Source organism: Serratia sp. NA_13, assembly GCF_052691735.1.
Window position 1 is genome coordinate 60780 of the sequence record NZ_JBQZFV010000004.1, and the last position, 26095, is coordinate 86874.

A 26095-nucleotide genomic window follows, 5' to 3' on the forward strand; every position below is an offset into this window, starting at 1 on the left:
GGGCCGCTGCAAGCTGCGTTCAAATCTGTTCCCGACAGATTTGTCACCCCAGTGACTTACTCAAGTAAGCGCCTGGGGGTGAGTGAGCTGGGCGCCTGGCAGTGCTGTACAGGGATGTACAAATGCCGCGAGTGCATGGACGCGCTAGAGCGGCCAACTTGAAATCCATAGGGTATAATTTGATGATATATCCTATGGTTCTACCTATTATTTCATTTGCCTAGTGGCACCACCAATGGCGTATGCGAAACCGGATCGTCAATGATCATGCAGCGCAGCCCGTACACCTCTTCGATCAGTTCCGCGGTCACGATATCCTTCGGTGCCCCTTCGGCCACCACTTTACCATCGCGCATGGCAATCAGATGCGTAGCGTAACGGCAGGCATGGTTGAGGTCGTGCAGCACCACTACCAGTGTATGGCCGTTTTCGCGGTTTAGCTGACGCATCAGCTCCAGCAGATCGATCTGATGGGTGATGTCCAGCCAGGTAGTCGGCTCATCCAGCAGCAGCAGCGGCGTTTGCTGTGCCAGCACCATCGCAATCCACACTCGTTGCCTTTGCCCGCCGGAGAGCGTATCGACCGGCTGTTCGGCCAGTTCGAATACGCCGGTGGAGCGCATCGCCTGATCGACAGCCTGTTGATCTTCTTCGCTCCAACGACTGAACAGGCGCTGATGTGGATAGCGACCGCGGGCCACCAGATCAAACACGGTGATATCACCCGGCGCGGTGGAGCTTTGCGGCAGCAGCCCCAACTGGCGCGCCACCTCTTTGGTGGCGTATTCGCTGATGTGTTTACCGTTCAGCCAGACGGCCCCGGCCTGCGGTTGCATCAGGCGGCTGAGGGTGCGCAGCAAGGTGGATTTGCCGCAGGCGTTTGGCCCGATAATCACAGTCAGTTCGCCGTGCGGGATAGCGACGGACAGGTCGCTGGCGACAATCTTTTTGTCGTAGCCCAGCGTCAGGTGTTCGGCGCGCAATGGCGCGGACTGCAGGGGTTCAGCATTCATTTTTTACGTGACTCACGGATTAATAGCCAAATCAGATAAATGCCGCCCAGACTGACGGTCAACACCCCGACCGGCAACTGATAAGGCATAAACAGGCGCTGCGCCGCGATATCGGCGAGCAACAGCAACAGGGCGCCGATCAGGGCGGTCAGCAGCAGCACGCTACGGTTGGCACACAGGCGTCGTGCAATCTGCGGGGCCACCAGCGCAATAAAGGAGATTGGCCCGGCTACGGCGGTGGCTGCGGCCGTTAGCGTTACGCCGATCAACAGCAGCATAATGCGCGAGCGTTCTACCGGCACGCCCAGCGCGCAGGCGGTATCGTCACCCATATCCAGCAGGCGCATACGGCGGGTCAGGGTAAGCAGTAGCAGGCAGCACAGGGCAATCACCGCCAACACTGGCAGGCTTTTCGCCCAACTGACGCCGTTAAGTGAACCGGCGCTCCACAGCCCGGCGGTCATGGCGGATTCCAGCGAGGCGCTGATGATAATCCAGGTATTGCCGGCCACCAGCAGGGCGCGTACCGCGATACCGACAATAATCAAACGGAATGACTCGACGCCATTACGCCATGCCAGCAGATAAATCAGCGCGGCGGTTAATAGCCCACCGGCCAGCGCCCCGGCGGTAATGCCGATAACGCCACTGTTAAACAGCACTATGGCCACCAGGACGCCGCTGTAGGCACCGGTATTAAAGCCAATCACGTCCGGGCTGCCGAGCGGGTTGCGCAGTATCGACTGGAAAATGGCCCCGCTGAGCCCCAGTGCCGCCCCGAGCAGCAGCGCCATGATCACGCGTGGCAAGCGCCACTGGGTGACGATCACCGCCAGATTGGCCGGGCCTTCACCGCGCAAGGCGTCGATCACCTGTGCCGCCGTCAGTGACAAGGCGCCTGAACCCAGGGCATAAATTGCCAGCGCCAAAGCAGCCAGCAACAGCAGCAAGGCAGTCAGTGCTGGACGCGACAGGGCGCGCATTTTGTGAATGGCCATCAGACGGGCCGCAGACGTCGACATCAGCGCTGCCTCCTGAACATATGGCGTTGCCGCACCAGCATGATCAGCAGTGGGGCACCAATCAGGGCGGTGACGATGGAAACGCGCAGTTCACCGGCCACCAGGAAGCGGCCGATCAGATCGGCGCTCAGCAGCAGGATAGGGGTCAGTACCAGCGTCCATGGCAGCATCCAGTGCAGTTCGGAACCGCCCAGCCGCCGGGCGATGTGCGGCATCATCAGGCCCACAAAGGCGATGGGGCCGACGGCAGCGGTAGTCCCGCCGCACAGCAGAGTAATCGCCAGCAGGCCCAGCAATTGAGTACGGACAATGCCGGTACCCAGCGCGGTGGCCAATTCATTGCCCATGCTCAGGCTGTTCAGCGACTTGCTCATCCATAGCGTAATCAGCGTCCCCAACAGGATCGGCAGGGCGACGGTGCGCACCACCTGCATATTTTGAATATCCAGCGAACCGGCCTGCCAAAAACGGAGCTGGTCGAAAACCAGTGGGTTCAACAGGGAAATCCCGGAGGTCATGCCTTCCAGCACCGCCGCCAGTGCGACACCGGCCAGCGTCAGGCGCACCGGGTTGAGGCTGCTGCCGCCCAGAGCGCCTATTAGCGCCACCAGCAGTGCAGCAAACATCGCGCCGGCAAAGGAGAACCACAAATATTGGCCGACGTCGACGGCACCGAAGAAGGTGATCCCCAGCACCACGGCAAAGCCTGCTCCGGCGTTAACCCCGAGAATGCCCGGATCGGCCAGTGGGTTGCGGGTGAGGGTTTGCATCAGCACGCCGGACAGGCCCAGTGCGATACCGGCCAGAATACCAACCAGCGTACGTGGCAGGCGGGCGTTGGTGATGATGGTGCAGTCCGCGCCGCTGCACTGGCCTTTCAACGCCAGGATAACCGTGTCGAAGGGAATAGATTTAGCGCCGAGTGACAGGCTGAGCAGCATAACGATCAGTAGCGCACCAACGGCAATCAGCAGGCCAAACAGCCTGCGACGAAATGAACGGGAAGTACCGCCAATAAGACGCTCCTGGGGAGCGGGGACGGGCTGTGTGCCTGAGCGTGTAATCCGTAACATACCAATCCATTATTTAATTGAATATAAATGAGTTTTATTATCATTATTGATTGCTTTCGTCTATGGTACCATGAGTCCCTTCGCTATTGCAGCATATACCCTTCATTCTTGAAGCTGCATCTGTGTTGGCTGCGAGCGCTCACCCCAGTCACTTACTTGAGTAAGCTCCTGGGGATTCTCGCTCTTGCCGCCTTGATGCAACTCCAATTATTTTGGCTATAGACGCTGCCCTTTTTTCTTTAGTTTTGGTGAGAAAGCTCATGAGTAAGCCCTCTATTTTGCTTGATTTTGGCCTGCTTAAGACCAATGGCGCTTTTCGTGCCGTTTTTTGCGCGCGCTTTATTTCGATTTTAGCGTTGGGGTTGATGGCCATTGCGATCCCGGTGCAGATCCAGTCCTTGACCGGGTCGACGTTGCTGGTTGGGTTATCGGTAACGCTGGCGGGTAGCGGCATGTTTGCCGGTTTGCTGATGGGGGGCGTGCTGGCCGACCGCTACGAACGCCGTCGCCTGATACTGTTCGCCCGCTCTACCTGCGGTATTGGCTTTGTCGGTCTGTGCCTGAACGCCGCACTGCCCACGCCTTCATTAACGCTGATTTACTTGCTGGCAGTCTGGGACGGTTTTTTTGGTGCGGTTGGCGTCACGGCGCTGCTGGCGGCGACACCGGCGTTGGTAGGGCGTGAAAATATCGTGCAGGCCGGGGCTATCAGCATGCTGACGGTGCGCTTTGGTTCGATCCTCTCTCCGGCGATCGGCGGGCTGGTGATTGCCAACGCCGGTGTGGCATGGAACTACGGTCTGGCCGCATTTGGCACCTTGCTGACGCTGATCCCGTTACTGCGTCTGCCACAGTTGCTACCGCCGCCGCAGCCGCGTGAGCACCCGCTACGTGCGCTGGCCGGTGGCTTTGGTTTTCTGTTCCGCAACCGGGTGATTGGCATGGTGGCGCTGATCGGCGCGCTGTTGACCATGGCCAGTGCGGTGCGGGTGCTGTATCCGGCGATGTCCGGTATGTGGCAGGTCAGTGCGGCCCAACTGGGCTTTATGTATTCGGCGGTGCCACTGGGCGCAGCCATTGGTGCCTTTACCAGCGGCCGGGTGGCTCATGTCGCGCGTCCGGGCTGGATGATGCTGATGACGGCGATTGGTGCTTTCGTCGCTATCGGTCTGTTCGGTCTGATGCCGTGGTACGGCCTGGCGCTGTTGTTCCTGGTGGTTTTCGGCTACCTGAGCGCGCTGAACTCACTGCTGCAATATGGGTTGATCCAGAACCTGACGCCGGATGCGTTCCTCGGGCGTATCAATGGCCTGTGGACGGCGCAAAACGTGGTGGGTGACGCACTGGGCGCGTTGTTGCTGGGGGCGATGGGGGCATTTATGCTGCCGGCAATGACCTCTACCAGTTTTGGTTTTGGCGTGGCGCTGCTCGGCGTGGTGCTGGCTTTTGCGATGCGCGGTTTGCGTCAGGTGGGCAGTGGCGGGCAAGAAAGCGATCTCCAGCCCGCCGCGGGAACTACTGAGAAATAAATTGCTTTTCCAACAGCGTCAGCAGGTTGCTGGCGCTGTAGTAATCGAGCCGGAAGGTGTCGCCGCCCAATGCGTAAACCCGCTTGTGCTGCACCGCCGGCAGGTCAGCCAGAAAAGGATTGACCATCAGCCGCTGGACATCGCTGTCATTGTTGGCGAACAGCATTAGCGTCTGGCCATTCAGGCCTTCCGCCAGGTTCTCCCCGGCCAGTTGAATAATATCTTTGCGGATCCCTTGGCTGTGGCTGTTGTTCAGCTTGGCGGGTAGCGTCGCCAGCGTAAAACCCAACTGCTCGAGCATTTGCCCCTGGGAAGAGGCGGCCGTCCACAGGTTGGCGGATTTGCCGTCGGCGTTGAAGACCAGGGCAGAGACCGGTTGTTCCGGCAGTTTCATGCGTTGCTTCAGTGATTGCTCACGCGCATCGAAATCACTGACGACTTTCTGCGCCTGGGCTTCATGCCCGGTAGCCTGGCCCAGCTCGAGTGCCAGTGCCTGCCAGCTTTTGTCGTCGTAATTGACCACCAGCACCGGGGCAATGGCAGAAAGCTGGTCGTACAGACGTAGGGCGGAATCGGCACCGGTAGCCGAGATGATAATCAGATCGGGAGCCACACCCGCAATGGTTTCTGCGTTGGGTTCGCCGATATACAGACGTTTAACGCCGCGCTGCGTTGCGACAGAGCTCCATTGATGGAAGAACCCTTGTGAGTCTGCCACCCGGTTGTTGGGGGTGGTGGCGCCACTGGCGATCACCGGGGCATCAATCGCCAGCAGGGTACCGGTGACGGTGACGCTGGTAGAAACGATGCGGACAGGGGGCTGCGTGAGGGTCACTACGCCGTGTGAGGTTTCAATTTTTCGTGGCCAACCGGCGTCTGCGGCATGGGCCGAGCCAATCAGCATCAGCCCAAACAGCATCAGGCTGAAGACGGGGTTCTTCTTCACAATGCATTCCTTAGAAGTTAAATAATAATACTTATCATTTATATAATGAAAGCTGCTGGTTTTATATCACGATTATGAATGGAATAACTGTTTACATTTATTGACATAGAATATTCACGAGGGTAATTTAACGCGATTCAATACAAATGATAATCATTATTATACGGGTTATTGTTCATGATGCGAAAGGGAGCACCGATGAGCGTTACATTAAACAGTACCGGGCAGAAGAAGCCGCAAAGCAAGGGTAGCGAACAACCTGCTGCAAATGTGTCGCCGACCTCCGGCTTTTTCTTTACCTCTCCTTTCCGTAGCTTGAGCACCCAAGGCTGTTTCGCCAAAATCACCCTGCCGGCTCAGGGAGGGGATCAGCTTAACGGCGAGTTCCAGCAGGCGGTACAACATGCTTTTGCCGAAGCCAGGCTGGCGGGGGTTAAAAACCCGGTACTGTGCGGCGCGATCCCGTTTGACACTCATCAGCCCTCCGCGCTGTTTATTCCCCAACAAACCCAATGGTTTGAGCGTGATGTCTTTCTGGCTGGCGTAGCTTCTCCGCAAGCCGCGTTGCCGGAAATTATCCGCCAAAATGAAGTGCCTGCCCAGCAACCCTTTATGCAAATGGTGGCGGATGCGGTGGAAGCGACCCGCGGTGATCAGTTGGATAAAGTGGTGCTGTCGCGCCTGCTGGAGATTGAAACCCGTGAGCCGGTAGATCGCCAGGCGTTGATGGCGCGGATCATCGCCCAGAATCCTCATGGCTTCCACTTCCATGTCCCGCTGGAACAGGGGGCATTACTGGGAGCCAGCCCGGAATTGCTGTTACGCAAATCCGGCGCGCAGTTCTATTCCAACCCGCTGGCCGGTTCTGCCCGTCGTGATGCCGATCCGCAGCGGGATCTGGAAGTCAGCCAACGGCTGTTGGTGTCAGAAAAAGATCGCTATGAGCACCAGTTTGTCACTGAAGGAATGCGGCAGGTGTTAGCCGATCGTTGTCGTTATCTGAATATTCCCACCGTGCCTGAATTATTGAGCACCACCACCCTGTGGCACCTGTCCACACCTATTGACGGTGAAGCCGCCAGCCGCGCTGAAAATGCGCTGTCGCTGGCCTGCCTGCTGCACCCGACACCGGCGCTGTGCGGGACGCCGACCGCGTTGGCGCATCAGGTGATCAAGCAGTTGGAGCCGTTCGATCGCGGCCTGTTTGGCGGCATCGTCGGCTGGTGTGACGCCGAAGGCAACGGTGAGTGGGTCGTGTCCATCCGTTGCGGCACGGTGCAGGGCAATCAGGTGCGACTGTTTGCCGGTGCCGGCATTGTGCAAGACTCTTCGCCGGAATCCGAATGGCATGAAACCGGCACCAAACTCAGTACCATTTCGCGGGCGTTTGGCCTGAACCAAGGATAGACATTCCCATGACCATTGCTTTTACCCCCTGGCCTGAGGCGTTAGCCCATCGTTATCGCGAACGCGGCTATTGGACCGACCGGCCCCTGACCGACATCATCACTCGCCAGGCCAAAAATGACGCTATCGCGCTGATCGACCCGGAGCAAAGCCTGAGTTATCGGCGGCTTAATCAGCTCTCCGATCGGCTGGCCGCTGCCCTGCAGCGCCGTGGCATTCAAAGCGGAGAGACTGCGCTGGTGCAGTTGGGCAACGTGGTCGAGTTCTATGTGACCTTTTTCGCGTTGTTGAAAATTGGCGTGGTACCGGTGAATGCGTTGTTCAGCCATCAACGCAACGAGCTGAACGCCTACGCCGTACAGATCAAGCCGGCATTGCTGATTGCCGACCGCCAGCATGGCCTGTTTGGTAACGACGAGTTTCTGACGACGTTTCGCGCCGAGCATCCTTCACTGCGCGTGGTGGCACTGCGCAATCAGAACGGGGGCGAGCAGTCGCTGGCGGCCTGGCTGGAAGAGGACTGCAGTGGTTTTGTCGCGACGCCAAGCCCGGCCGATCAGGTAGCGTTTTTCCAGCTTTCCGGTGGCAGCACCGGCACGCCAAAGCTGATCCCGCGAACCCACAATGATTACTACTACAGCATTCGCCGCAGCGTGGAAATTTGCCATTTCGATGTCGATACCCGTTACCTGTGCGCGCTGCCGGTCGCCCACAACTATCCGATGAGTTCTCCGGGCATCTTGGGCGTGTTTTATGGCGCCGGGTTGGCGGTGTTTGCCAGCGATCCGGATGCCGGACAATGTTTCCGTTTGATCGAGCAGCATCAGATTAACGTGACGGCGCTGGTGCCGCCGGCGGTGACGCTGTGGCTGCAGGCGATTGAGGAGTGGGGCGGTCGGCAGCAACTGGCCAGCCTTAAGCTGCTGCAGGTGGGCGGTGCCAAGCTGGGCGAAACCCTGGCTGCACGCATTCCGGACGAGATCGGCTGCCAGTTGCAGCAGGTGTTCGGTATGGCGGAAGGTTTGGTGAATTACACCCGCCTGGACGATGACGACCAGCATATCCTGACCACCCAGGGCTGCCCGATGTCGCCGGATGACGAGCTGTGGGTCGCTGACGAAGACGGCAACCCGCTGCCGGTGGGGGAAACCGGGCGTCTGATGACCCGTGGCCCTTATACCTTCCGCGGCTATTACCAAAGTCCGGAGCACAATGCTGCCTCCTTTGATAAGGACGGTTTCTACTGTTCCGGTGATTTGATCAGCCTGACCGAAGATGGCTATGTGAAGGTTGAAGGGCGACAGAAAGATCAGATTAACCGTGGTGGGGAAAAGATCGCAGCGGAAGAAATCGAAAACCTGTTATTGCGCCATCCGGAAGTGATCAATGCGGCGTTGGTGTCGATGCCAGACGAGCTGATGGGTGAAAAAAGCTGCGCCTATATCATCGCGACCAGCGCGTTGAAGCCGGTGGTGTTGCGCCGCCATTTGCGCGGCGAGGGCGTGGCCGAATTTAAATTACCCGATCGCTTTATACAGGTTGATACGCTGCCGCTCACCCCGGTTGGCAAAGTGGATAAAAAACTGTTGCGTCAACGCCTGGAGGCGCAACAACTGACTCTGGTCCAGGGAGAATAAGTCATGGCCATTCCAAAACTTAATGATTACGCGTTGCCGACTCAGGCTGAAATGCCGACCAACAAAGTGAGTTGGACGGTGGAACCGCAGCGCGCTGCACTGTTGATCCATGATATGCAAAAGTATTTCCTGAATTTCTGGGGTGAAGACAGCCCATTGATCAAACAGGTGGTGGAGAATATCGCCAACCTGCGTCGTTACTGCAAATCACAGGGGATCCCGGTGTTTTATACCGCACAGCCTAATCAGCAGAGCGATGAAGATCGTGCCTTGTTGAATGACATGTGGGGGCCGGGCCTGAATAAGCACCCGGAACAGCAGGCGGTGGTTGCCGCTCTGGCCCCGGAAGAAGACGATACGGTATTGGTGAAGTGGCGTTACAGTGCCTTCCATCGCTCACCGCTGCAGGAAATTCTGCAGGAGTCGGGGCGCGATCAGTTGATTATCTGTGGCGTCTACGCCCATATCGGCTGCATGACTACGGCTATCGATGCCTTCATGCGCAATATTCAGCCGTTTATGGTGGCTGACGGCCTGGCCGATTTCTCCCGCGAAGAGCATCTGATGGCGCTGCGTTATACCGCTGGTCGTTGCGGCTGCGTGGTGACCACCGCTGAACTGTTGCCGGGTATTGCCAACAAGGCTGCGCTGCGTCAGCAAATCATGCCTTTCCTCGATGAAGACAGCGAAGACATGGGCGACGATGAAAACCTGATCGATTACGGTCTGGATTCGGTTCGCATCATGGAGTTGGCGGCACGCTGGCGTAAAATTCGTGGCGATATTGATTTTATCGCGCTGGCCAAGAACCCGACCATCGATGGCTGGTGGGCGTTATTGTCGGAGGGAAAAGCCTGATGGAGCAACGGGGCGATTTCGCCGGTAAGCGAGTTTGGGTCACTGGCGCTGGGGCCGGGATTGGCCTGGCAACGGCACTGGCATTTGTGCAGGGCGGTGCCGAAGTGATTGGCTTTGATAAACATTTTGGCGAGCCGGAATACGCATTCCGTACCGAAGTGCTGGATATCGCCGACAGTGACGCCGTAGATCGGGTTTGCGGGCGTTTACTGGCGGAACAGGGGGAGTTGGACGTGCTGGTCAACGGTGCCGGCATTCTGCGCATGGGACTGGCGGACGAAACCAGCACGGCAGACTGGCTGGCTTGCTTGGCCGTCAATGCCGGTGGGGCATTTAATCTGTTCCGCCACGCCTTGCCGGTATTCCGTCGCCAACGACGCGGTGCGATTGTCAGCGTGGCGTCTAACGCCGCGCATGTGCCACGCGTAGGTATGGCGGCCTACTGTGCCTCCAAGGCGGCATTACGCAGCCTGTGCAACACCGTAGGGCTGGAAATGGCCCCTTATGGCGTACGTTGCAACCTGGTTTCGCCAGGATCGACCAATACGCCCATGCAGCGCGGTATGTGGCAGGACGAAACCGGCGAGCAGAACACCATTAACGGTTTCCCGGAACAGTTCAAACTGGGTATTCCGCTGGGTAAAATTGCTCAGCCACAGGAAATCGCCGATGCCATTTTGTTCCTGGCTTCCGATCGCGCCAGCCACATCACCATGCAGGATATTGTGATTGATGGCGGGGCGACGCTGGCGGCCTGATATATCCGTCATAAGAAAAATCAGGAAAATCAATTTATTGATTTTCGGCTGTTCACCACAAAGTAGGAAAAACCACGCTTTTTCCTGCTTTGTCAGCAACCTACAGCGGCAAAAGGCGCTTTTTTCTGTATTGGTGGGTCGTGCAGGATTGACTCGGCCTTTGGCCTCGCCCTGCGGGCAACGCTGCGCGTTGTCGTCTCGCTTCGCTCGGCTCGAACCTGAACGCAGGTTCTCATCCAGCACGACACTCTGCGCTATGTTAGAAAGGTGTTTGAGATGATTACGGTGCTGCAGATGCGAAAAAAGCGCCAAAAGGCGCTTTTTTCTGTATTGGTGGGTCGTGCGGGATTCGAACCTGCGACCAATTGATTAAAAGTCAACTGCTCTACCAACTGAGCTAACGACCCGCAGAAGTGGTGGGTGATGACGGGCTCGAACCGCCGACCCCCTCCGTGTAAAGGAGATGCTCTACCAACTGAGCTAATCACCCACTTCAGAACTTCCGGGTACTGCCAAACAAGAGAATGAGTGGTGGGTGATGACGGGCTCGAACCGCCGACCCCCTCCGTGTAAAGGAGATGCTCTACCAACTGAGCTAATCACCCTCATTCTTCTCATTTCTTACTGCTCAACAAGATGGTGGGCGATGACGGGCTCGAACCGCCGACCCCCTCCGTGTAAAGGAGATGCTCTACCAACTGAGCTAATCGCCCCGTCTTGTTGGAGTCGCATTATAGGGATAGTTGAAAGTGAGTCAACGGTTTTTAAAATGATTTCAATCGTTCGCCGCAAATTTAAACAGGATGCGATATTTATCGCCTGCAATGTCGAATCTTTGCACATTGTTATGCGTAAAGCGCCGCAGAGATGATGAAATCAGCCATGGCAATATCGTGTCAGCGTTGAGGAATTAGCGCGTGGTGGTACAATGTTGCCCACTTTTTTAAATTCCGAGCAATCGTCGGCAACCGCCGACACGCGTTGCGTAATAAGGCAGTGAACCCAATGAAAATCAAAACCCGTTTTGCACCGAGCCCAACCGGCTATCTTCACGTCGGTGGCGCCCGTACTGCGCTTTACTCCTGGTTGTTCACCCGTCATGCGGGCGGTGAGTTCGTTCTGCGTATCGAAGATACCGATCTGGAACGTTCAACCCAGGACGCTATCGACGCAATTATGGATGGTATGAACTGGTTAAACCTGGATTGGAATGAAGGCCCGTACTTCCAGACCAAGCGTTTTGACCGCTATAACGCGGTGATTGACGACATGCTGGTGCAGGGTACCGCCTATAAATGCTATTGCTCGAAGGAACGTCTGGAAGCGCTGCGTGAAAAGCAGATGGAAAACGGCGAAAAACCGCGTTACGACGGCCACTGCCGCGACAGCCAGTGCAGCCATACCGATGACGAGCCGCACGTGGTGCGTTTCCGTAACCCACAGGAAGGCTCGGTGATCTTCGATGACAAGATCCGTGGCCCGATCGAATTCAGCAACCAGGAGCTCGATGACCTGATCATCCGCCGCACCGACGGTTCACCAACCTATAACTTTTGCGTAGTAGTCGATGACTGGGATATGGAAATCAGCCACGTGATCCGCGGTGAAGACCACATCAACAATACTCCGCGCCAGATCAACATCCTGAAAGCGCTGGGTGCGCCGGTACCGGAATACGCACACGTTTCAATGATCCTCGGTGACGACGGTAAAAAACTGTCGAAACGCCACGGTGCGGTAGGGGTGATGCAGTACCGTGACGACGGCTACCTGCCGCAGGCGCTGCTGAACTATCTGGTGCGTCTGGGCTGGTCTCATGGCGACCAGGAAATCTTCTCTATTGATGAGATGAAAGAGTTCTTTACCCTGGAAGCGATCAACAAATCTGCCAGTGCTTTCAATACCGAGAAGTTGCAGTGGCTGAACCACCATTACATTAACCATATGCCGGCCGAAGAAGTGGCAGTGCACCTGGCGTGGCATGTTGAGCAACTGGGTATCGAAACTCGTAATGGCCCTGAACTGAAAGATCTCGTTAAACTGCTGGGCGAGCGCTGCAAAACGCTTAAGGAAATGGCCGAGTCTTGCCGTTACTTCTACGAAGACTTCAGTGAGTTTGATGCTGACGCTGCCAAGAAACACCTGCGTCCGGTGGCTCGTCAGCCACTGGAAGCGGTACGCGCCAAACTGGCCGCTATCACTGCCTGGACGCCGGAAAACGTGCATGACGCCATTCAGGGTACGGCAGATGAGCTGGGCGTAGGTATGGGCAAGGTAGGTATGCCACTGCGCGTGGCGGTTACCGGTGCCGGTCAGTCACCGGGTATGGATGTGACCGTTCATGCTATTGGTCAGAAACGTTCTCTGCAGCGTATCGACCTGGCGCTGGCTTACATTGCCGGGCGTGAAGCTTAAGGCTGAGAATATCCCTGCCTGTTAATGACAAAGCCCCGTGGAGCAGTCCCGGGGTTTTTTTATATCTGTCACTTGATGGCGAATTCATGGTGCACCGCGCCAGGGTCATGGTTTTGGTCAGAATGCTCAATTTTCAGCAGCAAACGCGCTGATTTGGCGGCTTTTTCAGCGCTTGAAGCAGGAATGCAATTTAGCCGTTGACAGCTTAGAGTGGGTTTCATATTATGCGCCCCGTTCACAGGATTTTGTGATTGTGGATTGGGGCTATAGCTCAGCTGGGAGAGCGCTTGCATGGCATGCAAGAGGTCGACGGTTCGATCCCGTCTAGCTCCACCAACCTTTATCTCAGAAGGGTTGGGGAATACCGTAACGCCGGTTAAAGCGTACCACTTTTGTGGGGCTATAGCTCAGCTGGGAGAGCGCTTGCATGGCATGCAAGAGGTCGACGGTTCGATCCCGTCTAGCTCCACCACCATTTAAAAAGCCGACCTCAGGGTCGGTTTTTTGCTTTCTGTCTTCCTTACTTACTTACTTACTTACTTACTTACTTACTTACTGCCTTCCCTTTCCCAGGCACCGAATTACAGGCATTAAAAAAGGCCGCCGAAGCGACCTTTCTCTTACTGACGTTTCGGCTTAGCCCAGAACCAGACCTGCGATGGACGCAGACAGGATGCTGACCAGCGTTGAACCGTAAACCAGCTTCAAACCAAAACGGGACACCACGTTGCCCTGATGCTCGTTCAGCCCTTTAATCGCACCGGCAACGATGCCGATGGAAGAGAAGTTGGCGAAGGAAACCAGGAACACCGACAGAATACCCAGGCTGCGAGGAGAGAGTTCAGCAGAGATTTTCTGCAGTTCCATCATCGCCACGAATTCGTTGGATACCAGTTTGGTCGCCATGATGCTACCCACCTGCAACGCTTCGTGCTTAGGAATACCCATAATCCAGGCGAATGGATAGAAGAAGTAGCCCAGAATGTCCTGGAAGCTCTGGCCGAAGATGGCGCTGAACAGGCCGTTAAGCGCGGCGATCAGGGCGATAAAGCCGATCAGCATCGCAGCAACGATAATAGCTACTTTAAAACCAGCCAGAATGTATTCACCCAGCATTTCGAAGAAGCTCTGGCCTTCGTGCAGATTGCCCAGATGCAGTTCTTCTTCTTTACTGGTGTCATACGGGTTGACCAATGACAGCACGATAAAGGTGCTGAACATGTTCAGTACCAGTGCCGCTACCACAAACTTGGCGTCCAACATGGTCATGTAAGCGCCGACGATGGACATGGAAACCGTAGACATCGCGGTCGCCGCCATGGTGTACATGCGCTTTTCAGACATCTTGCCCAGAATATCTTTATAGGCAATGAAGTTTTCAGACTGACCCAGGATCAGCGAACTGACGGCGTTGAACGATTCCAGCTTGCCCATACCGTTGACTTTTGACAGCACGGTACCAATGATGCGGATGACAAACGGCAGTACTTTAATGTATTGCAGAATACCGATCAGCGCGGAGATGAAGACGATTGGGCACAGTACCTTCAGGAAGAAGAAGGCCAAACCTTTATCACCCATACCGCCGAATACAAACTCAGTCCCTTGCCCAGCAAACCCGAGCAGCTTGTCAAACAGCGCTGCGAATCCTTTTACAAAGCCTAAACCCGCTTCCGAATGCAGGAAAAAATAGGCCAGCAGTACTTCAATAACCAACAGTTGAATAACGTAGCGAATGCGGATGCTTTTACGATCGCGGCAGACTAAAAGTGCCAGGATCGCGACCACCACCAACGCTAACGCAAAGTGCGCAATATGGGACATGTTTGCTCCAAACTTGAGGCAGGCTGAATTTCGGATGTCATTTTATGTAACGCCACTTTTAAAAACGAGAGGTCTCTTGCAAATATGGAAATTCATACTGGGAAATGTCCTAAGCTAGTACGGTAAAGCATAAAAAATCAAGAGGTTAATTAAGTTATATGAAATTCCTATTCCTGGGTTAATTTGATAATAAGAAGGAAGGTGTTCTGAATCCGACCCTGAAGAGTGCGGAAAATGTTCATCTACCCGCTAAACCTTTCGTTAAACCCGTGGTTTTTAGCTATCGCAGAGATAAGTATTACCGTTCCAAATGCACTTGATAATTATTATCATTTACATAAAATAACCCTAGGCTTAATAGAAGTAAGGGTTCAGAACATGCTTAACAGTCGCGTGGTTGAGACCACCCCGAGTTCATCCAGGAAAATCAAACTCTCCCTGATGGGCCCCGCATTTATCGCGGCTATCGGCTACATTGATCCCGGTAATTTCGCCACTAATATCCAGTCCGGTGCCTCTTTTGGTTATACCCTGCTGTGGGTGGTGGTATGGGCCAATGTGATGGCGATGCTGATCCAGTTGTTATCTGCCAAACTGGGCATTGCGACCGGAAAAAACCTGGCGGAGCATATTCGCGATCGTTTCCCTCGTCCGGCGGTGTGGGCTTATTGGGTTCAGGCAGAAATCATTGCCATGGCGACAGATCTGGCCGAATTTATCGGCGCGGCTATCGGTTTCAAACTGCTGTTGGGGGTGACGTTGCTGGAGGGTGCGATCCTGACCGGTATCGCGACTTTCTTGATCCTGATGTTGCAAAAACGTGGGCAAAAACCTTTGGAATGGGTGATTGGCAGCCTGCTGCTGTTTGTCGCTTTGGCTTTTATGGTGGAGCTGGTGTTTTCCCAGCCACAGTTGGGCCCGCTGTTAAAAGGCATGGCGCTGCCGGATTTACCGAACGGTGACGCGGTGTTTCTGGCTGCCGGGGTACTTGGTGCCACCATTATGCCGCACGTAATTTATCTGCATTCATCGTTAACTCAGGCAGCCGGAGAAAACTCGAAGGCCGACAGGTATGCTGCCACCAAGGTTGATGTGGCTATCGCCATGACCATTGCCGGGTTTGTTAACCTGGCAATGATGGCCACCGCCGCGGCTGCTTTCCACTTTAATGGCCACAGCGGTATTACCGATCTCGACCAGGCCTATCTGACGCTGCAACCCTTGTTTGGGCAGGCGGCGGCCACTATCTTCGGGCTGAGCCTGGTGGCCGCCGGGTTATCTTCTACCGTGGTGGGCACGCTGGCGGGGCAGGTGGTGATGCAGGGGTTTGTGCATTTTTACATTCCGCTGTGGGTGCGCCGTGTGGTCACCATGTTGCCATCGTTTATCGTCATTATGTTGGGGATGGACGCCACGCGGATTTTGGTACTGAGCCAGGTATTGCTGAGTTTCGGTATTGCACTGGCATTGGTGCCGTTATTGTCGTTCACCGGTAATCGTGAGCTGATGGGCGAGATGGTGAACAGTCGTACCATACAGACGATCGGTAAGTTGATCGTAGTGGTAGTGGTGGGGCTAAACGGTTATCTGCTGATCAGTAGCCTGCTGTGAGCACCGATTAATGAAAGGCCGGCGCAATGCCGGCCTCAGACTGATGACAAACCTCATTCCAGCCCAGAGCGAGTAGAGGTCGATAAATAAAAATCAGGAAAATCAATTTATTGATTTTCGGCTGCTCACCACAAAGCAGGAAAAACCACGCTTTTTCCTGCTTTGTCAGCAACCTAAGGCCGGCGCAATGCCGGCCTTTTAGGGTCAATCGTCGTGGTCGCCATGACCATGATGGCGATGATCACGGTCATCATGACGTCGGTCCTTCCAGTGATGTTTATCATGATGCTTGTAGTAGTGCTTATCGTATTTGCGATAGCGACCTTCATGATAGTAATAATTTTTGCGCCAGTAATCGTTGTCGCGCCAGCGATAACCATCCCAGTTGTAGCCCCGGCGGTTGCGGTCACCCAGGTAGCGTCCCTGATGGCCCTCCCACCAGTCACGGTCACGCCAGTCATAACCGTCCCAGTAACGGCCGCGGTTGTCCTGTTCACCGATGCGTAATGAAACGCCCGGCATCAGATCGATACTGAGGCCGTCAGCCTGGGCTTGCTGCATGGCTGGCAGTGTCGATGCCACCAACAGGGCGGCCAATAACAGAGGTTTAAACATGAATTCTCCTTTCCGCCGCAGCGGCTTGGCCGGTTTATAAGTAATGAAGCGCGTTCATCGGTTTATAAAATGGCCTTATAGTTTTACCTGCAATAGCGGCATCTTAGCCTCTGCGGATAGGGTTGAATCTTAGAGAGAATCTGAAAAACCACAGGGGACGAGTGATTTAAGATTTGTCTGGCGTAAAGAGGGTATCGCCGGTGGGGAAACCGGCAATAATTGTAAACGATTACATGAGTGTTTGTTCGATCTGAGCTATTTCGTCATCGCTGAAGCTGCGATTAGCCAACATGCCAACGGCATCTTCAATCTGGCTGGTCTTGCTGGCACCGATCAGTACTGAAGTGACGCGGTCGCCGCGTAATACCCAGGCCAGTGCCATTTGCGACAGCTTCTGCCCGCGCTGTTGCGCCAGCGCATCGAGCCGACGCACCTTATCCAACTTATCGTCGGTGAGCTGACCGGGTTGCAGGAATTGGCTGCTGCTGGCGGCGCGTGAATCTTGCGGGATCCCCTGCAGATAGCGATCGGTCAGCAGCCCACCGGCCAGCGGTGAGAAGGCAATGGAGCCTACGCCGTGTTCTTCCAGCGTGTCCAGTAATTCTGGCTCAACCCAACGTTCAAACATTGAGTATTTCGGCTGATGGATCATGCACGGCGTGCCAAGTTTTTGCAGAAGGGCAAACGCCTGGCGTGCACGTTCGGCCGGGTAGTTGGACAGCCCGACGTACAGCGCCTTGCCCTGACGCACCAGCAAATCCAGCGCCGCCATGGTTTCTTCCAGCGGCGTATCCGGATCCGGGCGATGATGGTAGAAGATGTCCACATAGTCCAGCCCCATACGCTGCAGGCTTTGATCCAGGCTGGCGACCAGATATTTTTTCGATCCCCAGTCGCCATAAGGGCCTGGCCACATGGTGTAACCGGCTTTCGAAGCGATGATCAGCTCGTCGCGCCAGGGTTTAAGGTCTGTGCTGAGAATACGGCCGAAGTTTTCCTCGGCGGAACCGGGCGGTGGGCCATAGTTGTTGGCCAAGTCAAAATGAGTGATCCCACGGTCGAACGCGCAGTGGATCAATTTACGCGCATTATCATACAGCGTGGTGTCGCCAAAGTTATGCCAAAGCCCAAGTGAAATGGCCGGCAGTTTCAGGCCGCTGCGGCCGCAGCGGCGATATTCCATATTTTGGTAACGTGAAGAATCAGCCTGGTAGAGCATAGAAACCCTTTTCAGCAGAGGTGAAATGAATTTTAGTGTATGCGTTTTCACAAGGGTTGTCAGAGTCCCCGATCACGCTTAATCGCCAAAGCGTTATCAATCTGACTAACAAAGTATTTCTCCTGCCTGCCAATAGGGCATGGGTGTAACGCCGGGTTGCCAAGCGATTTTTAGATATAAAGCTCGAAATTTATCCATCACCTTCGATACTTAATACTAATAATCTCAGGTGCTGGCAGGTGATGATCATGAATAAGACTTATAGAGTGGCTGATTACCTACTCGATCGTTTGGCTCAGATCGGCATCCGGCATTTCTTTGGCGTGCCCGGTGACTACAACCTGCAGTTTCTCGATCATGTCATCAGTCATCCGCAAATTACCTGGGTAGGCTGCGCGAATGAACTTAATGCCGCCTATGCCGCAGATGGTTATGCACGTTGTAAACCGGCCGCCGCTTTACTGACCACCTTTGGCGTAGGCGAATTGAGCGCGCTCAACGGTATCGCCGGCAGCTATGCCGAATACCTGCCGGTGATCCACGTGGTGGGTGCCCCAACGTTACGCGCGCAGCGGGCCGGGGATTTGCTGCACCACTCGCTGGGGGACGGTGACTTTGGCCACTTTGCCCGTATGGCGAAAGAGGTGACCGCCGCGCAGGCCAGCCTTACCTCCGACAACGCCGAGACGGAAATCGACCGTCTGCTGACCATCGCGTTGTTTGAGCACCGTCCGGTCTATATAGTGTTACCCAGTGAGGTGGCGGAAGCCCCCTTAACCTCCCGGCCTGCGCCGCTGGTGCTACGTCAGGCGCACCTTTCCCAGACGTCACTGCAAGCCTTTATCGCTGCTGCGCGACAAATGCTGTTACCGGCCAGGCGGGTTTCCCTGCTGGCGGATTTTTTGGCGGAACGTTTTGGGGCGGAAAAAGTGCTGGAACAGTGGATGAATGAGATCGACATACCGCATTCAACCATGCTGCTGGGCAAGAGCGTATTGGATGAAACCCATGCCTGCTTTACCGGTACCTACGCCGGGGCCGCCAGTGATCCCCAGGTGAAGCAATTGATTGAAGGGGCCGATGTGGTAATTAACGTCGGCGTGCGCTTTACCGATACCATTACCGCCGGCTTCAGCCATCATCTGCCGGCAGAAAAATGCATTGATCTTCAGCCGTTTGAAGCGCGGGTAGGGCAGCAGGTATTCAGCCACATCCCATTGCGTGACGCGGTAATAGCACTGCACCAGTTGACGTTGTCGTTGGCAAAACAATGGCCAGTTCCGTCCATTCAGCGCCCGATGTTGCCGGACTCGACCGGCAGCGGCCTGGATCAGCACGGCTTTTGGCAACAAATACAGGACTTTCTGCGCCCAGGCGATATTTTGATCGCCGAACAGGGCACCGCCTGCTTTGGTGCGGCGGCGCTTGGCCTGCCGCAAGGCTGCCGGTTTATCGTCAAGTCGCTGTGGGGCTCCATCGGTTATACGCTGCCGGCGGCGTTCGGGGCACAGACGGCGGAGCCGGATCGGCGGGTGTTGTTGTTGATCGGCGATGGTTCGGCTCAACTCTCGGCGCAGGAACTGGGTTCGATACTGCGTGATGGGCAAAAGCCGGTGATCTTCCTGCTGAATAATGAGGGTTATACCGTTGAACGGGCGATTCACGGCCCGCAACAGCGTTACAACGATATCGCCCAATGGAACTGGACGCAGTTACCGCAGGCGCTGGCGGGCGAGCATCAGGTGAAAACGTTGCGGGTCGCCGATCCGCAACAGTTGCGCCAGGCGCTGAAAGAAGTGGGCGACAGCCCACAACTGGCCTTTGTGGAAGTGATGCTGCCGAAGATGGATATTCCTGAGCTGCTCGATAGCGTTTCACGCGCCATTCATTCGCGTAACGCGGCTGCCTGATCTGCCGCGTTCTCCAGCAGGCGTTCCAGCAACCAATACCCCGCCGGCCCCGGCGGGGTCAGTTTCGACCATACCGCATCCACTGAAATCAGCTTCGGCCAGCCGCGGGGCTTGAGTTCGGTCAACTTGTCATGGCCGTATTGTTTCACCAGCCAGTTGGGTAACGCGGCCCAACCCACCCCTTGCTCCGCCATTTCCAACAGCATCAGGTAACTGGGGGCCGACCACACCCGGCCCTGAGGACGGGAGGCACCGCTGCCGGTGTAAGTGTTCAGATAGAGTTGGCGGGTGCTGGCCAGCTGCTCCGGCGTCGGGGCGGGCGTCTGAGCCAGCGGGTTCGAGTGGCTGACGAACAGCCCCATTTCCGTTTGTTCCGGCAGTCGTGCAAAGCCGATGTCCGGCGGATAGCTGGCCTGAACCTCCACCATACCCAGATGCGCGCGGCCGCTTTGCAACAGATCCAATACGTCGCCGTCTTCGGCGATCATGCACTCCAGCTCAATATCCTGATAGCGTTGTTCAAAGTGTTGCATCAGGTGATCGTGGTGGCTTGTCTGGTAGGTATCGGAAAATACGATGGTCAGACGGGGTTCTATATTGCCCGCCAGCCGAATGCTCAATGCGTCGAGTCGTTCGCTGGCCGTGAGGATCTCCTGCACATGGCTCAGCACCTTATGGCCGGCGGCGGTTAATACCGGCTGGCGTGCCTGGCGATCAAACAGGATCAGTCCAAGATCGGCCTCCAGGTTGGCGATCGCGGTACTGATGGTGGACTGGCTTTTACGTAGCTTGCGTGCGGCGGCAGAGAACGAGCCGAGGGCGGCAGCCTCAACAAACGCCAGCAGGGCTTCAGGGGAATAGCGCATGATATATCTACTTTATCGATGGAACCTATTTTTAATCTACCCAAAAAATCGATGATAATCACCTCAGTTTATTAGGGGGCGCATATATTCGCTCCAATTAATGTGGTCGCGGCATGCAGCGCCCCTATAAATTAATAAGGTAAAAAAACAGGTGATTTATGCAACTGCAAAACAAGTCTTTCATTGAACGTATCGTCCACGCCGTCGGTTTCGAAGTCATCGCGGTGATGCTCTGCGCCCCGCTGGGCGCGTGGTTGCTAAACCGTTCGATGGTACAGGTCGGTGCGTTGGCGGTGATGTTGTCCACCGTCGCCATGGTATGGAACATGGTTTATAACACCGTTTTTGACCGCCTGTGGCCAGTGGGCCGCGTGGCGCGTAATCTTAAGGTGCGGGGGTTTCATGCCCTGGGCTTTGAGGGCGGGTTTGTGTTGATCGGCGTTCCGATTGCCGCCTGGATGCTGAGCATTTCATTTGTGCAGGCGTTTATGCTGGAACTTGGTTTCTTCCTGTTCTTCCTGCCGTACACCATGTTTTATAACTGGGCGTACGATACCCTGCGTCAGCGCTGGTTCGAGGCTCGCCAGCCGGTCAATTCCTCGGCCAAATAAGGCGTCGTCATCACTGCTATTCTCAGGTAATGTCGGATAATTGCAGCAATGACGGAGGAGCAAGCGATGAAAGTATTAGGCCTGCTGGGCGGCATGAGTTGGGAATCAACCATCCCTTATTACCGCATGATTAATGAACAGGTGAAAGAACGCCTTGGTGGCCTGCATTCGGCCAAAATTGTGCTCTACAGCGTTGATTTTCACGAGGTGGAACGCCTACAGCATCAGGGCGACTGGGATGGCGCGGGGCGTTTGTTGGCTGCGGCTGCGGCCTCGCTGCGTGCCGCCGGTGCGCAGGCCATTGTTATTTGTACCAACACTATGCACAAGGTGGCGGATGCGGTAGAACAGGCCAGCGGCTTGCCGCTGATCCATATCGCCGACGCCACTGCTTTGCAGGTACGCCAACAGGACATCCGCCGCGTCGGGCTACTCGGCACGCGTTTTACCATGGAGCAGGAATTTTACCGTGGGCGCTTGCAGGAAAAATACGGTATTGAAGTGGTGACCCCGGTGGCGACCGATCGCGACATTGTGCACCGTATAATTTATGAAGAGCTGTGCCTGGGGAAGATCCGCGATGCGTCGCGCGATGAATACCGCCGTATTATCGGCAACCTGGAACAGCAGGGGGCGCAAGGCATTATTTTCGGCTGCACCGAAATTGGCCTGCTGGTCGGCGCGCAGGATGCGTCAGTGCCGGTCTTCGACACCACCGCTATTCATGCGCGCGCCGCAGCGGAATATGCGCTCGCTTAATCGTCCTGTGCAGAGTGGCGCTTGCCCACCAGCATCAGCGGTTTGCCCGCCAGCACCAGCCAGGCGGGCAACATCACCACACAGAGTATGGGCAGCAGGTGCAGTTCCGGCACCACGGCAACGGCCATAAACAGGCTGAGCCAGCCGTCACGCGTGACCACCAACACCAATCCCATAATGGCGCAGGAAACGGTAATCGCCGCCGGTACTGCCGGCACATGCTGATGCAGCATCAGGCCCAGCGCCACCCCGACAAATACGGCCGGGAAGATGCGCCCGCCACGAAAGCCGCTGGCGGCAGCAATCACCAACGCTGCCAGCTTGGTCAGTGTAATCAGCAGTAGCTCCGTAACAGAAAAATTCTCGCCGATCGCCAACTGCTTCATTTCATCGAGCCCTTTAAACAGGGTGATGTCACCACCGATTAACGCCAGCAACCCAAGTACAAACCCACCCAATCCCAGCATCAGCACCGGATTTTTTATCGAGTGGAACAGGCGATGGATGTGCGGAAAGCTCCATAGCGCCACCATGCCCAGCGCGATGGCGAGCAGGGCGACGATGGAACCACTGAAAATATCCGTCAGCCGGGTGACGGTATAGGGATCAAGCTGCAGGGCAAAGTTCGGCGTGAAAAATAACTGTGTAGTGACTGCACCGGCGGCCGCCGCCATTAACGGGGCAAATAGCCGATCCCACAGCGGCACGTCATTATTGCCTGCCAGGGTTTGTGAAAAGATCAGCGCAGCGGCAATCGGAGTACCGAACAGTGCGCCGATGGTGCCGGCCGCGGCCAGAATAATCCAGTCCATGCGGGGGACTTTCGGTAGCAGGCGCGAACCTATTGCCACCACCAGCGCAATATTGATGGCGGTGATCGGGTTTTCCGGCCCCAGACTGACGCCCCCCACCAGGCCAAGGAGCAGTGCCAGCGTAAGACCGGGCAGCGCCGAAAGCGGCAGCGGCATGCCGATCAAGGATTCAGTGGCCGGATCGGGCCCTGCATGGCCAGGCATATAGCGGATTATCAACCCAACGGCGACACCGGTCAGCGTCAGAATGCCGATCAGCCACCAAGGCGAATGGGTATCGATATTCATTGCCGCAGGAATATTCACCCACAGCAGCCGCTGCAGCGCATCGGCGAATTTCATCACCAGAATAAGCACCAGGCTTGAGGCCGAACCGATAACGAGAGCGGGCAGAGCGAAAGCCAACATGGCATTGGCGCGCGGGTGCAGCATGCAGGGATCCCTTATCAATGGCCCTGGATGGCAGGCCGAACGGGTGATGGTTGTGGCCACAGCTTGCCAGACAATCGGCATTCTGGCACGCAATGATATTTCCGGCCGGGCGTGAAGGCCACAGCCGGTTAATAGTGCCTTTCTGTCATGATGGTTAACAGTGACCATGGCGCGTTTTTTGCCGCAATTTGTTTCAGATGGGGATGAAAGGGTTGGCTGAAACGTTTTTTGTGATCCGGATCGCTAATGGATGGCCGAGCAGAGGATGGTGATTGTTGTTTTTGCAGCGGGATTTTACAGTGTGGGCAGCTTTCTATTATTCATTTCGCGGAGAAAATACTGATGACTTATGCCCTCGTAGGTGATGTAGGCGGCACCAATGCCCGCCTGGCGTTGTGCACTGTGGCGACGGGTGAAATTACCCAGGCGAAAACCTATTCCGGCCTGGAGTTTGACAGCCTGGAGGCGGTAATCCGCCAATATTTAAAAGATCAGGATATCCAGGTGCAGGACGCCTGTATTGCCATTGCCTGTCCGGTCACTGAAGACTGGGTGGCGATGACCAACCATACCTGGGCATTTTCGATTAAACAGATGCAGGCCAGTCTGGGGCTGAGCCATCTGGAAGTGATCAACGACTTTACCGCCGTGTCGATGGCGATCCCGATGCTGTCGCAAGACGATGTATTGCAGTTCGGCGGTGGCAGCGCGCAGAAAGGCAAACCTATTGCGGTGTATGGCGCCGGAACCGGTTTGGGAGTGGCACATCTGGTGCACGTTAATCGTCGCTGGGTGAGTCTGCCGGGCGAGGGCGGCCATGTTGATTTCGCACCGAACAGTGAAGAGGAAGATATCATTCTGGAGGTATTACGCGCTGAAGTGGGCCATGTGTCTGCCGAGCGCGTACTGTCCGGGCCGGGGTTGGTCAATCTTTACCGCGCTATCGTCAAATCTGATAACCGTCTGCCGGAAAAGCTGGAGCCGAAGGACATTACCGAGCGCGCCCTGGCCGACAGCTGCATCGACTGTCGCCGCGCCCTGTCGTTGTTCTGCGTTATTTTGGGGCGCTTCGGCGGCAATCTGGCGCTGAACCTGGGCACTTTTGGCGGCGTTTACATAGCCGGTGGCATAGTGCCGCGCTTTATGGAGTTCTTCAAAGCCTCTGGCTTCCGTGCGGCGTTCGAGGATAAAGGGCGCTTCAAGGATTACGTGCACGACATTCCGGTATTTATGATCACCCACGGGCAACCCGGTTTGCTGGGTGCCGGCGCTCATCTGCGCCAGACGCTGGGTATGCATTTGTAATCATCGCAGCAATAAAAAAAAGGGGCGCAACCGTTAAGTTGCGCCCCTTTTAGCGTTTAAGACGTTAGGCTTTTGCCAGATCCGCCTGCGAGAAGTGTTCTTCTTCCAGCGCTACCGCTTTCGGTGCCTTGATGAACAGGGTGATTATCAGGGAAGCCACTGACAGCACGCCAATCACGATGAAGGTTGCATGGAAGCCGCCGAAGTATTTGGCGACAAACGAACCGGCCAGTGCGCCCAGACCGAAGCCCTGATAGATGATGCCGTAGTTTTTGCTGTGGTTTTTCAGGCCGAAGAAGTCACCGACAATCGCTGGGAATACGGTGATGTTGCCACCGAAGCAGAAGGCGACGGCACCGACGCAGATGAAGAACAAAGTGTGGTTCAGGGTCAGGAAGCTCAGCGCCACAATCGCCAGTACGGTAACCAGCATGGTGAAGCTGATGACGCGCATGCGGCCCACTTTATCGGACAGCGTACCCAGAATGATACGGCCCGCGGTGTTGAAGATAGCGACGGCAGAAACGGTGTTGGCGGCGGTAGCCAGGTCCATCCCGGCCAGTTGTACGCCCATGTCTTTCACGATGCCAATCAGATACAGACCACTCATACAAGCCGCGAAGAAGATGATGAACAACAGGTAAGCTTCTTTGGTCGCCAGCATTTGGCGGACGCTGAAGTCATTGCCCAGGCCGCTGGTCCCTTGCTGTGCAGACTGGCTCACCAGTACCGGTTCTTTCAGCAGCAGAGAGCCCAACACAATCAGCGCCATCACAATGGCACCCCAGTAGAAGAAGGCAGAGGACACACCAACGTCGGCAATTAGCGCGGCGTTAACGTATTTGAACAGTAGGCTACCGCTACCGAAAGCCCCGACCGAAATACCGGAGATCAGCCCTTTGTTGGCCGGAAACCATTTGATCAGGTTGGACAGGGTAGAGATATAAGCGATACCTACCGCGAAACCAACCACGACCCCAGCCAGCAGATAAACCATATTCAGTGAGCTGACGTAGGCGCTGGCAATCAGGCCCAGACCCACCAGGATACCGGAGCACAGGGTCAGGTTACGGATCCCGAAGCGTTCCTGCAGTTTGCCGGCAAATAAAGTGGCGAAGGCCAGGAAGAAGCTGGTGATGGAGAAGGTAGTGGCGACGTCAGCGAGGCCCCAGTGGAACTTGTCGACCAACGGCTGGTTGAACAGGCTCCAGGTATAGATAGTACCGAGACCCATCTGGCAGATGATGGTACCCAGAACGATTAAGCTGCGATTTGCCGGTTTGGTGTTCATGGCCGGGCTCCTTCCTGTGTGTGCATTGTCGGGCGTTAGCCGTTGGCTGAAATTTACGGGCGCTGTCTTGAACCCCGCGGTATGGGCATATTATATGGCTGGTAGTACCAGCCGGCGGCGGATCGGGAATGAGTTGCACAAGGGAAGGAATGAAATGCCTCTGACGACGCATGAGTTGCCGT

Annotated in this window: 21 protein-coding genes, 6 tRNA genes and 1 other RNA gene; 13 read left to right on the plus strand and 15 right to left on the minus strand. The window is 55.8% G+C overall.

Going from position 1 to position 26095, the window contains the following annotated elements; all coding sequences use genetic code 11:
- Nucleotides 1–212 precede the first annotated feature (212 nt).
- Genes ACUTSU_RS08715 through fepD form a run of 3 tightly spaced genes read right to left on the minus strand, consistent with a single transcriptional unit; the run spans nt 213 to nt 3108 of the window.
- Nucleotides 213–1013, minus strand: a complete 801-nt coding sequence (locus tag ACUTSU_RS08715) for an ATP-binding cassette domain-containing protein (protein ID WP_445654036.1) — start codon at nt 1011–1013, stop codon at nt 213–215.
- Complete coding sequence (gene fepG, locus ACUTSU_RS08720) at nt 1010–2035, minus strand: iron-enterobactin ABC transporter permease (protein WP_445652430.1); 1026 nt, start codon at nt 2033–2035, stop codon at nt 1010–1012. Before fepG ends, ACUTSU_RS08715 begins: the two co-directional genes overlap by 4 nt.
- Nucleotides 2035–3108 (minus strand): Fe(3+)-siderophore ABC transporter permease, encoded by a 1074-nt coding sequence (fepD, locus tag ACUTSU_RS08725; RefSeq protein WP_445654037.1) that lies wholly within the window; start codon nt 3106–3108, stop codon nt 2035–2037. Before fepD ends, fepG begins: the two co-directional genes overlap by 1 nt.
- Nucleotides 3109–3368: 260 nt before the next feature.
- Here fepD and entS point away from each other — a divergent pair, with 260 nt between their 5' ends.
- Nucleotides 3369–4637: an enterobactin transporter EntS gene (gene entS, locus ACUTSU_RS08730; RefSeq protein ID WP_445652428.1), complete on the plus strand. Its 1269-nt coding sequence runs from the start codon at nt 3369–3371 to the stop codon at nt 4635–4637.
- Here entS and fepB read toward each other — a convergent pair.
- Nucleotides 4624–5583, minus strand: a complete 960-nt coding sequence (fepB, locus tag ACUTSU_RS08735) for a Fe2+-enterobactin ABC transporter substrate-binding protein (RefSeq protein WP_445652427.1) — start codon at nt 5581–5583, stop codon at nt 4624–4626. The genes entS and fepB overlap by 14 nt on opposite strands.
- A 198-nt stretch (nt 5584–5781) precedes the next feature.
- Between fepB and ACUTSU_RS08740 the strand changes: the two genes are divergently transcribed.
- The 4 genes from ACUTSU_RS08740 to dhbA are packed head-to-tail and all read left to right on the plus strand — an operon-like array spanning nt 5782 to nt 10243.
- Nucleotides 5782–6990: an isochorismate synthase gene (locus ACUTSU_RS08740; protein WP_445652426.1), complete on the plus strand. Its 1209-nt coding sequence runs from the start codon at nt 5782–5784 to the stop codon at nt 6988–6990.
- An 8-nt stretch (nt 6991–6998) separates the two neighbouring features.
- Entirely contained in the window at nt 6999–8627 is a 1629-nt protein-coding gene (locus ACUTSU_RS08745; protein WP_445654038.1) for a (2,3-dihydroxybenzoyl)adenylate synthase, read from the plus strand.
- Between the two features lie 3 nt (nt 8628–8630).
- Nucleotides 8631–9485, plus strand: a complete 855-nt coding sequence (locus tag ACUTSU_RS08750; protein WP_445652424.1) for an isochorismatase family protein — start codon at nt 8631–8633, stop codon at nt 9483–9485.
- A complete protein-coding gene (gene dhbA / locus ACUTSU_RS08755) occupies nt 9485–10243 on the plus strand; it encodes a 2,3-dihydro-2,3-dihydroxybenzoate dehydrogenase (protein WP_445652423.1) in 759 nt (252 codons plus the stop codon). Before ACUTSU_RS08750 ends, dhbA begins: the two co-directional genes overlap by 1 nt.
- Nucleotides 10244–10374: 131 nt before the next feature.
- Here dhbA and ACUTSU_RS08760 read toward each other — a convergent pair.
- The 5 genes from ACUTSU_RS08760 to ACUTSU_RS08780 form a co-directional block, all read right to left on the minus strand.
- A non-coding RNA gene (locus tag ACUTSU_RS08760) (RtT sRNA) lies at nt 10375–10500 on the minus strand.
- A gap of 74 nt (nt 10501–10574) precedes the next feature.
- Nucleotides 10575–10650: transfer RNA gene (locus ACUTSU_RS08765), tRNA-Lys, on the minus strand.
- A gap of 7 nt (nt 10651–10657) precedes the next feature.
- Nucleotides 10658–10733, minus strand: a tRNA-Val gene (locus ACUTSU_RS08770).
- 39 nt (nt 10734–10772) lie between these two features.
- A tRNA-Val gene (locus tag ACUTSU_RS08775) sits at nt 10773–10848 on the minus strand.
- 32 nt (nt 10849–10880) lie between these two features.
- A tRNA-Val gene (locus ACUTSU_RS08780) sits at nt 10881–10956 on the minus strand.
- A gap of 292 nt (nt 10957–11248) precedes the next feature.
- On the opposite strand from ACUTSU_RS08780, the gene gltX reads away from it, so the two are divergent.
- The 3 genes from gltX (at nt 11249) to ACUTSU_RS08795 (ending at nt 13130) form a co-directional block, all read left to right on the plus strand.
- Nucleotides 11249–12658: a glutamate--tRNA ligase gene (gene gltX, locus ACUTSU_RS08785; RefSeq protein ID WP_445652422.1), complete on the plus strand. Its 1410-nt coding sequence runs from the start codon at nt 11249–11251 to the stop codon at nt 12656–12658.
- Nucleotides 12659–12918: 260 nt separating this feature from the next.
- A tRNA-Ala gene (locus ACUTSU_RS08790) sits at nt 12919–12994 on the plus strand.
- Between the two features lie 60 nt (nt 12995–13054).
- Nucleotides 13055–13130: transfer RNA gene (locus ACUTSU_RS08795), tRNA-Ala, on the plus strand.
- A gap of 164 nt (nt 13131–13294) precedes the next feature.
- Here ACUTSU_RS08795 and ACUTSU_RS08800 read toward each other — a convergent pair.
- Complete coding sequence (locus ACUTSU_RS08800; protein ID WP_445652421.1) at nt 13295–14482, minus strand: NupC/NupG family nucleoside CNT transporter; 1188 nt, start codon at nt 14480–14482, stop codon at nt 13295–13297.
- Nucleotides 14483–14860: 378 nt separating this feature from the next.
- Between ACUTSU_RS08800 and ACUTSU_RS08805 the strand changes: the two genes are divergently transcribed.
- A complete protein-coding gene (locus tag ACUTSU_RS08805; RefSeq protein ID WP_445652420.1) occupies nt 14861–16093 on the plus strand; it encodes an Nramp family divalent metal transporter in 1233 nt (410 codons plus the stop codon).
- Nucleotides 16094–16297: 204 nt separating this feature from the next.
- Here ACUTSU_RS08805 and ACUTSU_RS08810 read toward each other — a convergent pair whose 3' ends face one another.
- Entirely contained in the window at nt 16298–16708 is a 411-nt protein-coding gene (locus ACUTSU_RS08810; RefSeq protein WP_261091188.1) for a DUF2502 domain-containing protein, read from the minus strand.
- A 229-nt stretch (nt 16709–16937) separates the two neighbouring features.
- A complete protein-coding gene (gene mgrA / locus ACUTSU_RS08815; protein WP_445652419.1) occupies nt 16938–17927 on the minus strand; it encodes an L-glyceraldehyde 3-phosphate reductase in 990 nt (329 codons plus the stop codon).
- A 248-nt stretch (nt 17928–18175) separates the two neighbouring features.
- Here mgrA and ACUTSU_RS08820 point away from each other — a divergent pair, with 248 nt between their 5' ends.
- Nucleotides 18176–19837, plus strand: a complete 1662-nt coding sequence (locus ACUTSU_RS08820; protein WP_445654039.1) for an alpha-keto acid decarboxylase family protein — start codon at nt 18176–18178, stop codon at nt 19835–19837.
- On the opposite strand, the gene ACUTSU_RS08825 is transcribed toward ACUTSU_RS08820, so the two are convergent.
- Nucleotides 19813–20703, minus strand: a complete 891-nt coding sequence (locus tag ACUTSU_RS08825) for a LysR family transcriptional regulator (protein ID WP_445652417.1) — start codon at nt 20701–20703, stop codon at nt 19813–19815. The genes ACUTSU_RS08820 and ACUTSU_RS08825 overlap by 25 nt on opposite strands.
- Before the next feature lie 158 nt (nt 20704–20861).
- Here ACUTSU_RS08825 and ACUTSU_RS08830 point away from each other — a divergent pair, with 158 nt between their 5' ends.
- Together ACUTSU_RS08830 and ACUTSU_RS08835 are read left to right on the plus strand one after the other, a co-directional pair.
- Nucleotides 20862–21314 carry a multidrug/biocide efflux PACE transporter gene (locus ACUTSU_RS08830; RefSeq protein WP_445654040.1) on the plus strand — a complete coding sequence of 151 codons (453 nt, stop codon included), beginning with the start codon at nt 20862–20864 and terminating at the stop codon, nt 21312–21314.
- A gap of 66 nt (nt 21315–21380) precedes the next feature.
- The gene (locus tag ACUTSU_RS08835; RefSeq protein ID WP_445652415.1) at nt 21381–22073 is read left to right on the plus strand and encodes an aspartate/glutamate racemase family protein; all 693 of its coding nucleotides are present in this window, start codon (nt 21381–21383) and stop codon (nt 22071–22073) included.
- Here ACUTSU_RS08835 and ACUTSU_RS08840 read toward each other — a convergent pair.
- Nucleotides 22070–23317, minus strand: coding sequence for an ion channel protein (locus tag ACUTSU_RS08840; RefSeq protein ID WP_445654041.1), 1248 nt, complete (start codon nt 23315–23317; stop codon nt 22070–22072). The genes ACUTSU_RS08835 and ACUTSU_RS08840 overlap by 4 nt on opposite strands.
- A 339-nt stretch (nt 23318–23656) precedes the next feature.
- On the opposite strand from ACUTSU_RS08840, the gene glk reads away from it, so the two are divergent.
- Complete coding sequence (gene glk / locus ACUTSU_RS08845; RefSeq protein WP_445652475.1) at nt 23657–24622, plus strand: glucokinase; 966 nt, start codon at nt 23657–23659, stop codon at nt 24620–24622.
- 64 nt (nt 24623–24686) lie between these two features.
- On the opposite strand, the gene ACUTSU_RS08850 is transcribed toward glk, so the two are convergent.
- Nucleotides 24687–25913, minus strand: a complete 1227-nt coding sequence (locus ACUTSU_RS08850; RefSeq protein ID WP_261091220.1) for an L-lactate MFS transporter — start codon at nt 25911–25913, stop codon at nt 24687–24689.
- Between the last annotated feature and the right edge of the window lie 182 nt (nt 25914–26095).